The organism is Streptomyces sp. NPDC054887, from assembly GCF_053610585.1.
In genome coordinates, this window is record NZ_JBSGYQ010000007.1 from 115,468 (window position 1) to 122,603 (window position 7,136).

Below are 7,136 nucleotides of genomic sequence, written 5' to 3' on the forward strand. Positions count from 1 at the left end.
GCTCTCCGCCTCCGGGTGGACCCCGACTCCGGGCAGCCCGCACCCTCCCGCCGCGTGACCTGCGGGTGAGAAGGTGTCGTGGGCCAGATACGTGCACGGTGAAGGGATCTTGGTGAGCGGCGCCGGAAGCAGTGCGGGAAGTACGGGCGGTGCGGGCAGCACGGGTGCGGGGAGCACCGGCAGCGCGGGTGCAGCGGGAAGCGGCGCGGGCGCCCTGCCCGCCGCCCCCGGCGCGGACCGGCGCGGCGCCGTCGTCGCCGCGCTCATGCTCGGCATGGCGCTCGCCGCGCTCGACGGCACGATCGTGTCCACCGCCGTCCCGCAGATCGTCGGCGACCTCGGCGGCTTCGCCGTCTTCTCCTGGCTCTTCTCCGGCTACCTCCTCGCCGTCACCGTCACACTGCCGGTGTACGGCAAGCTCTCCGACACGTTCGGCCGCAAGCCGGTCCTGATCGCCGGCATAGCCCTGTTCCTGCTGGGCTCACTGCTGTGCGCGTGCGCCTGGAACATGGGCAGCCTCATCGCCTTCCGCGTCGTCCAGGGCCTGGGCGGCGGCGCCATCCAGGGCACGGTCCAGACGATCGCCGCCGACCTGTACCCCCTGAAGGAACGCCCCAAGATCCAGGCGAAGCTGTCCACCGTGTGGGCCGTGTCGGCCGTCGCGGGCCCGGCCGTCGGCGGACTGCTCGCCGCGTACGCCGACTGGCGATGGATCTTCCTCATCAACCTGCCGGTCGGTGCGATCGCCCTCTGGCTCGTCGCCCGCCATCTGCACGAACCGTCCCGGCCGGACGCCGGGAAGAGCCGGGCCGCCCGTATCGACTGGGCCGGCGCGCTGGCGGTCTTCGCCTGCGGCGGCCTGCTGCTGTTCGCCCTCGTCCAGGGCGGGGTCGCGTGGCCCTGGCTCTCCGCTCCCTCCCTGGCCCTCTTCGGCGGCAGCGCGCTGCTCGCCGCCGCCACCGTCGTCATCGAACGCCGCGCGGCCGAGCCGGTGATCCCCGGCTGGGTGTGGCGCAGGCGCACCATCGCCGCCGTCAACCTCGCGCTCGGCGCGCTGGGGCTTCTGATGGTCGCGCCGACCGTCTTCCTGCCCACCTACGCCCAGGCCGTCCTGGGGCTCGGCCCGATCGCCGCCGGTTTCGTCATGTCCGTCATGACGCTCAGCTGGCCGCTGTCGGCGGCCCTGAGCCAGCACGTGTACACCCGTATCGGCTTCCGTCTCACCGCGATCATCGGCATCTCCTGCTCGACGCTGATCCTGCTCGCCTTCCCGCTGCTGCCCTTCCCGGGAGCCGCCTGGCAGCCCACGCTGATCATGCTGCTGCTCGGCGCGGCGCTCGGCCTCTTCCAACTGCCCCTGATCGTCGGCGTGCAGTCGACGGTCGGCTACGCCGAGCGCGGCACGACGACCGCCTCCGTGCTCTTCTGCCGGCAGGTCGGCCAGTCCGTCGGCGCGGCCCTCTTCGGCGCGGTCGCCAACGCCACCCTCGCGTCCCGGCTCGCCGCCGCGCCCGACGGCATCCGCGACGGCCTCCCCGGCGACCTCGACTCCGTCTCGCACGCGCTCGCCGACCCCGGCTCGCTCAGCGCGGAGGCGGCCGACTACCTGCGCCGGGCGGTGGACACGGCCGTCGACCACGTCTACGTCGGCGCGGCCGTGGCGGGCGCGCTGGCGCTGCTCGCGCTCGTCTTCGTGGCCCCGCGCCGCTTCCCCGTGATCACCGAGGAGACGCCGGCCGACCGGTGAACACCCGCCCGCGGTCGGTTACCCGCAGTAAGAATGAACAACGTTCTCCTTACCTGAGGTAACCGCCGCGCGCGCCACGCCAGTTCGTACGAAAGTCTCGCCGCCGCCCATACCGCTGGGTAACGTACGCGACCCCACCAGCGCCCCGCCGCCGCTCCCCGGCCCCGGACGCGCTTCTCCCTGCAGTCCGCCCGGACCCCGCCGCGCAAGGAGCAAGCCGCACATGTCGCACTACCCGGAATACCTGTACCCCTGGCAGAGCTCCCCGCCCGCCCCGCCCGTCCCCCCGCTGCCCGCACCCGCGCACCCGGTCGTCCCCGGCCACCACGGCGACCTGCGCAGACTCCGTTCGGCGTACCGCCGCCTGCGCCGCGTGGCCACGCTCACCGCCCTCGGCCACTTCACGCTCTTCCTGGTCCTCTCCGGCTTCGCGCCCGGCCTGATGGGCCGTGAACTGCCCGGCGGCCTGACCACCGGCCTGCTGCTCGGCCTGTGCCAGCTCCCCGTGACCCTCGTGGCCATCGCCGTGTACGAGCACTCCGCCCGCCGCCGCGTCGACCCGCTCGCCGCGCAGCTGCGCGGGCAGAGCCGCGCGAGGCGGACGCCGTGACCGGGTTCGGCGAGTCCGCCCAAGAGCTGTCCCTGGCCGCCTTCATCGCCGTCGCGACCACGACGCTCCTGCTGTGCGTCATGACCGGTCCCGACCGCGACGACCTCGCCGAGTTCTACACCGGCTACCGCTCCCTGTCCCCCGTGCGCAACGGCCTCGCCATGGCCGGCGACTACATATCGGCCGCCACCGTCCTCGGCACCGTCGGCGTCATCTCCCTCACCGGATACGACGGCCTCGTACTGGCCCTCAGCACGGCCCTCTCCCTCGTCCTCCTGATGTTCCTGCTGGCCGAACCCCTGCGCAACGCGGGCCGGTTCACCATGGGCGACGCCTTCACCCGCCGCGCGCCGAGCCGCGCCGTACGCGTCACCGCCAGTGCCGTCACGCTGGCCGCGCTGCTCCCGATGATGGTCGTCCAGCTCGCCGGCGCGGGCGACCTCCTCTCCTTCATCCTCGGCTTCGAGGGCTCCGGCTTCCGCACCGGCTGCATCGTCGTCCTCGGCGTACTGATGAGCAGTTACGCCGCAATCGGCGGCATGAAGGGCACCGCCCTCATCCAGATCATCAAGACGGTCCTCCTGCTCGGCACGGGCGTCGTCCTCGCCGTACTCGTCCTGCACCGTTTCGGCTGGAGCACGACGCGGCTCCTGGACGCGGCGCAGACCGGCAGCGGGGCCGGCGACGCCTTCCTGCGCCCCGGGCTCCAGTTCGGCGGCAACGGGCTCGACATGGTCAGCTCCGAACTGACGCTCGTCCTCGGCGCGGCCTGCCTGCCGCACGTCACGATGCGCCTGCACAGCTCCCGCGACACCCTGGCCGTACGCCGCTCGATGTCGTGGGCGGTCTCCGCCGTGGTCTTCTTCTGCCTGCTCATCGCCGTGATCGGGTTCGGCGCGGCGGCCCTCGTCGGCCGGGGCGCGATCACCGCGTCCGACCCGCAGGGCAACACGTCGATCCTCCTCGTCGGCCAGGCACTCGTGGGCGGTACGGACGCCCCGCTCGAAGCGCTGGTCTTCACCTCCGTCACCACAGCGATCTTCCTGACGCTGCTGGCATCGGTCGCCGGCATGATCCTGGCCTGCGCGAACTCCCTCGCCCACGACCTCTTCGCCCACGGCGTCCGCGCCTCGGCCCGGCCGCGCGACACGACGGAGACGGCGCTGGCACGCGGGGCGGCGGTCGCCGTCGGCATCCCCGCCATCGTCCTCGCGGTGCTGGCCCGCCACTGGAACGTACAGCCGCTGGTCACCCTGTCCTTCTGCATCGGCGCCTCCGCACTGGCCCCCGCCCTCGTCTACAGCCTCTTCTGGCGCCGCTTCACCCGCGCGGGCCTGCTGAGCACCCTCGTCGGCGGAACGCTGTGCGTCGCCGTCCTGATGACCGGCACCAACCTGGTCTCCGGCTCCCCGCAAGCGGTGTTCCCCGCCCACGACTTCAACTGGTACCCGTTCACCACCACCGGCCTGGTGTCGATCCCCTTCGGCTTCCTCATGGGCTGGCTGGGCACGGTGGCGGGCCGCCGCGCCGAGGGCGAGCGGCAGCGCCGCCAGTACGAGGCGGTGGAGGCGCGGATCCTGGCGGGCCCGGGCGACGGAGCGCCGGACGGGCCCTCGGCGCAGTAGGCGCCCGTACACCGCCGGGACGGGCACCATGGAGGCATGCGGACCGAACCCGTGCTCGTGTACGACGGCGACTGCGCGTTCTGCACCACCTCGGTGCGGTACGTGCGGCGGTGGGTGCGGCCCCGGTGCGCGACGACGCCGTGGCAGTTCGCGGACCTGGACGCCCTCGGCGTCACGCGGCGCCGGGCCGAGCACGAGGCGCTGTGGGTGACGCCCACCGGCGCGGTGCACGGCGGCGCGCAGGCCGTCGCCAGGCTGCTGCTGAGCGCGGGCCGGGGGTGGTCCGTACTGGGAGCGCTGCTCACGCTGCCGCCCCTGCGCTGGGCGGCCCACGGGGCGTACCGCCTGATCGCGAACCACCGCGCCCGCCTCCCGGGCGGCACCCCCGCCTGCACCCTCCCACCCGGCCGCCGCCCGCCGGCCTGACGGGCCGGATGCACACCGGGCGGGCCCCGGGGCGGTTACGGGCGGGACCGGCCGGCGGGGCTCAGCCCTCCGCCGGGGCGCGGCCGGTCAGCGTGGCCAGGCTGGTGCGCACGTGACTCATGTGGGCCTGCATCTCCTCACGCGCGTCGTCGTGCTCCCGCAGGACGCGCTCCATGTCGCGCACGACGCGCTCCTCCCGCACCCGGGCCTCCGCGAGCAGCTCGGCCGCCCGCGCCTCCGCGTTCTCCTGGCCGTGCCGCGCCGCCTCCTCCGCCTCGGCCAGGGTCCGCCGGGCGTCCGCGAGAGCGCCCTCGGCCCGGGCCGCGAGTTCGGCGTGCCGGGCGTCCAACTCGGCCGCCCGCGCGGCGAATTCCCGCTCGGCGCCCTCCCAGCGCTCCGCGTGCTCACGCTCCTGGTCGGCGAGCAGGCCCGCCGCCCGCTGCCGCGTCTCCTTGAGCGCCGCGAGAGCCTCGGCCCGCCACGCCTTCACGTCCCTGCGGGCCCCGGTCCTGACCTCGTCGGCGGTGCGCTGGGCGCCGAGGAGGATCTGCCGGGCCCGGGCGTCGGCGTCCGCCAGTACCGTCTCGGCGTGCGCGCGGGCCGCGTCACGGGTCGCGGCGGCCGCCGCCTCCGCCTGCTCGCGAAGCGCCTGGGCCCGGTCGCGCGCGGTGGCCGACAGCTCCGCCGCCTCCTCCTCGACGACCGCGAGGAGGTGCTGGGCACGCGCGCCGAGACTCTCGTACGTCTGCGGGGCGAGCGCGTCGGCCCGTTCGCGCATCCGCGCCGACTCGGCCTCCATCTCCTTGCTGAGGACGGTCAGACGTGCGGCGCGTTCCCAGGCGGCGTCGCGCTCCTGGGAGAGGCCGTCGGCGTACCGCTCCACCTGGTCCGGACGGTAGCCGCGGCCCCGTCCGGCGACGAAGCCGTGAGGTGACGGTCCCACCGATGCACTCATCCTTGAAGCCTCTCTCCGACGCGCAACACAATCCGTCGCAATCTTGGCGGATCAGGTTCAAGCGCTCAAAACCCGACACTCCGCCCGACCGTCCGGTCAAGGATGCGCCAATTGCCGCCGAAAGTCGGAATGCGAGGAGTCGCCCCACAACGCGTCACACAGGTTTTCAGCCGCCGCCCGGCCGGCACGGGCACGACGCCGTCACCGGCAGGAGGGAGGGCTTCGTACGGGCAGCGGAAAGGGCGCCCGGCCTGTTCCCGGGCCGGACGCCCCTCGCTGCACCATGTCGGGCCCCCGGCCCCTGGACCGTCAGGCCCCCGGGCCGGCAGCCCCTCGTACCGTCAGAGCAGCCCGTCCCACATCTGCTCCAGCAGCACCGACCACCAGCTCTCCGGCGACGCCAGCGCCGCCGGGTCGAGCGCGGCCAGCTGCGCCTGGAAGTCGACCGTCCAGCGGCCGGCCTGCTCGGGCGTGAGACCGAAACGCAGCCGCCACATGTGGCCCAGCAGCGCCAGCGAACGGGTGAACTCCGGCAGCCCCGTGTTCACGAACTGCGGCGGCACGGGCCGGCCGCCCGGCCCCGCCTCCACCGGCACGGCCACGATGTTCGCCGTGCCGTACTGGACGCAGATCGCCCGCCCGAAGTCACTGCCCATGACGAGGTACGAGCCCGCGTCCGGCGCCGGCTGCACCCCGCGCTGCGCGGCGAGTTCCGCGAGCGTGGGCACCGGCTGGCCGGGCACCGCCTGGGCCCAGAAGAACGGCCCGAAATCGACGGGCAGCCCCGCCCAGACGAGCGTACGGGCCACGATCTCCGGTACGCCCTGGCGCGACACCGCGGCCTGGTCGAACCGGAACACGCCCTGCGGCCCGAAGGCCCCGAGCAGTTCGTGCGCGACCCCCTCCGGCGGAATGGGCGGCGCCTGCATCAGCTGACCCGGCGGCGGCAGCGGCACCCGCACCGGCGCGGGGCGCGCCGGCCCGTCCGCGACCTGGTGCAACTCCCCCTGGTGAGTGAGGAGATGCCGCATGCCCTGCTGACGGCTGGCGTGGTCCTTCCCGTACGGCGCCACGCTCGTGATCCGCACCTGCGGCCAGGTCTCGCGGATCATCCGGGCGCAGTAACCGCCCGGCAACTCGCACGACTCCAGCTCGGTGTGCAGCTCCAGCACCTGCTGCGGCGGCACGTTCATGGCGCGCAGCTCGTGCAGGATCTGCCACTCCGGGTGCGGAGTGCCGGGCGCGGAACGGCGGATGAGCTGCTGCTCGCTGCCGTCCTGCGCGCGGTAGCGCAGTACGGCCTGGTAGCCGGGACCGACCGTCGGCAGCCCGGTCGGCCCGGGCTGCGGGTAGCCGTAGCCCTGGTGCTGCGGGGCCTGCGGCACCGGCGGACCCATCGGCGCCGCGCCGGGCGGCATCCCGGGCGGACCGGGCGGACCGGGCGGCTGCGGAGCGCCGGGCATGCCGCCGCCCTGGCTCGGGTCGGCGAACATGGTCGCCGCGTGGTGCACACCACCACCGGGCGCACCGGGGGGACCAGGGGGACCGGGGGGCGTCGGCTGACCGGGAGCACCCGGCGGCCCAGGAGGCTGCGGAACCCCCGGCATCCCCCCACCCTGACTCGGATCGGCGAACATCGTCGCCGCATGGTGCACACCACCACCAGGCGGGCCGGGGGGACCGGGAGGACCGGGCGGCGTCGGCTGACCGGGAGCACCCGGCGGCCCAGGAGGCTGCGGAACCCCCGGCATCCCCCCACCCTGACTCGGATCG

6 protein-coding genes are annotated in these 7,136 nt (G+C 74.4%); 4 read left to right on the plus strand and 2 right to left on the minus strand.

Translation table 11 applies throughout. The features are described 5' to 3' along the window. Nucleotides 1-265: 265 nt before the first annotated feature. From ACWGH0_RS06190 to ACWGH0_RS06205, 4 genes are all read left to right on the plus strand, one after another. Nucleotides 266-1,747 carry an MFS transporter gene (locus ACWGH0_RS06190; RefSeq protein WP_453403011.1) on the plus strand — a complete coding sequence of 494 codons (1,482 nt, stop codon included), beginning with the start codon at nucleotides 266-268 and terminating at the stop codon, nucleotides 1,745-1,747. 223 nt (nucleotides 1,748-1,970) lie between these two features. Continuing rightward, nucleotides 1,971-2,357 (plus strand): DUF485 domain-containing protein, encoded by a 387-nt coding sequence (locus tag ACWGH0_RS06195; protein ID WP_453402956.1) that lies wholly within the window; start codon nucleotides 1,971-1,973, stop codon nucleotides 2,355-2,357. Then, the gene (locus tag ACWGH0_RS06200; protein ID WP_453402957.1) at nucleotides 2,354-3,982 is read left to right on the plus strand and encodes a sodium/solute symporter; all 1,629 of its coding nucleotides are present in this window, start codon (nucleotides 2,354-2,356) and stop codon (nucleotides 3,980-3,982) included. Before ACWGH0_RS06195 ends, ACWGH0_RS06200 begins: the two co-directional genes overlap by 4 nt. Nucleotides 3,983-4,018: 36 nt before the next feature. After that, nucleotides 4,019-4,408: a thiol-disulfide oxidoreductase DCC family protein gene (locus ACWGH0_RS06205; protein ID WP_453402958.1), complete on the plus strand. Its 390-nt coding sequence runs from the start codon at nucleotides 4,019-4,021 to the stop codon at nucleotides 4,406-4,408. A gap of 61 nt (nucleotides 4,409-4,469) precedes the next feature. Here the strand turns inward: ACWGH0_RS06205 and ACWGH0_RS06210 are convergent, their stop codons facing one another. Continuing rightward, nucleotides 4,470-5,351 carry a cellulose-binding protein gene (locus ACWGH0_RS06210; protein WP_453402959.1) on the minus strand — a complete coding sequence of 294 codons (882 nt, stop codon included), beginning with the start codon at nucleotides 5,349-5,351 and terminating at the stop codon, nucleotides 4,470-4,472. A gap of 353 nt (nucleotides 5,352-5,704) precedes the next feature. Beyond that, on the minus strand, nucleotides 5,705-7,136 hold a 1,432-nt coding region (locus ACWGH0_RS06215; protein WP_453402960.1), incomplete at its 5' end, for an SUKH-4 family immunity protein.

Bases quoted from the DNA above. Each gene is read 5' to 3' on its own strand.
- ACWGH0_RS06195 (WP_453402956.1), top strand. From the start codon at position 1,971: ATGTCGCACTACCCGGAATACCTGTACCCCTGGCAGAGCTCCCCGCCC.
- ACWGH0_RS06205 (WP_453402958.1), top strand. From the start codon at position 4,019: ATGCGGACCGAACCCGTGCTCGTGTACGACGGCGACTGCGCGTTCTGC.
- ACWGH0_RS06190 (WP_453403011.1), top strand. From the start codon at position 266: ATGCTCGGCATGGCGCTCGCCGCGCTCGACGGCACGATCGTGTCCACC.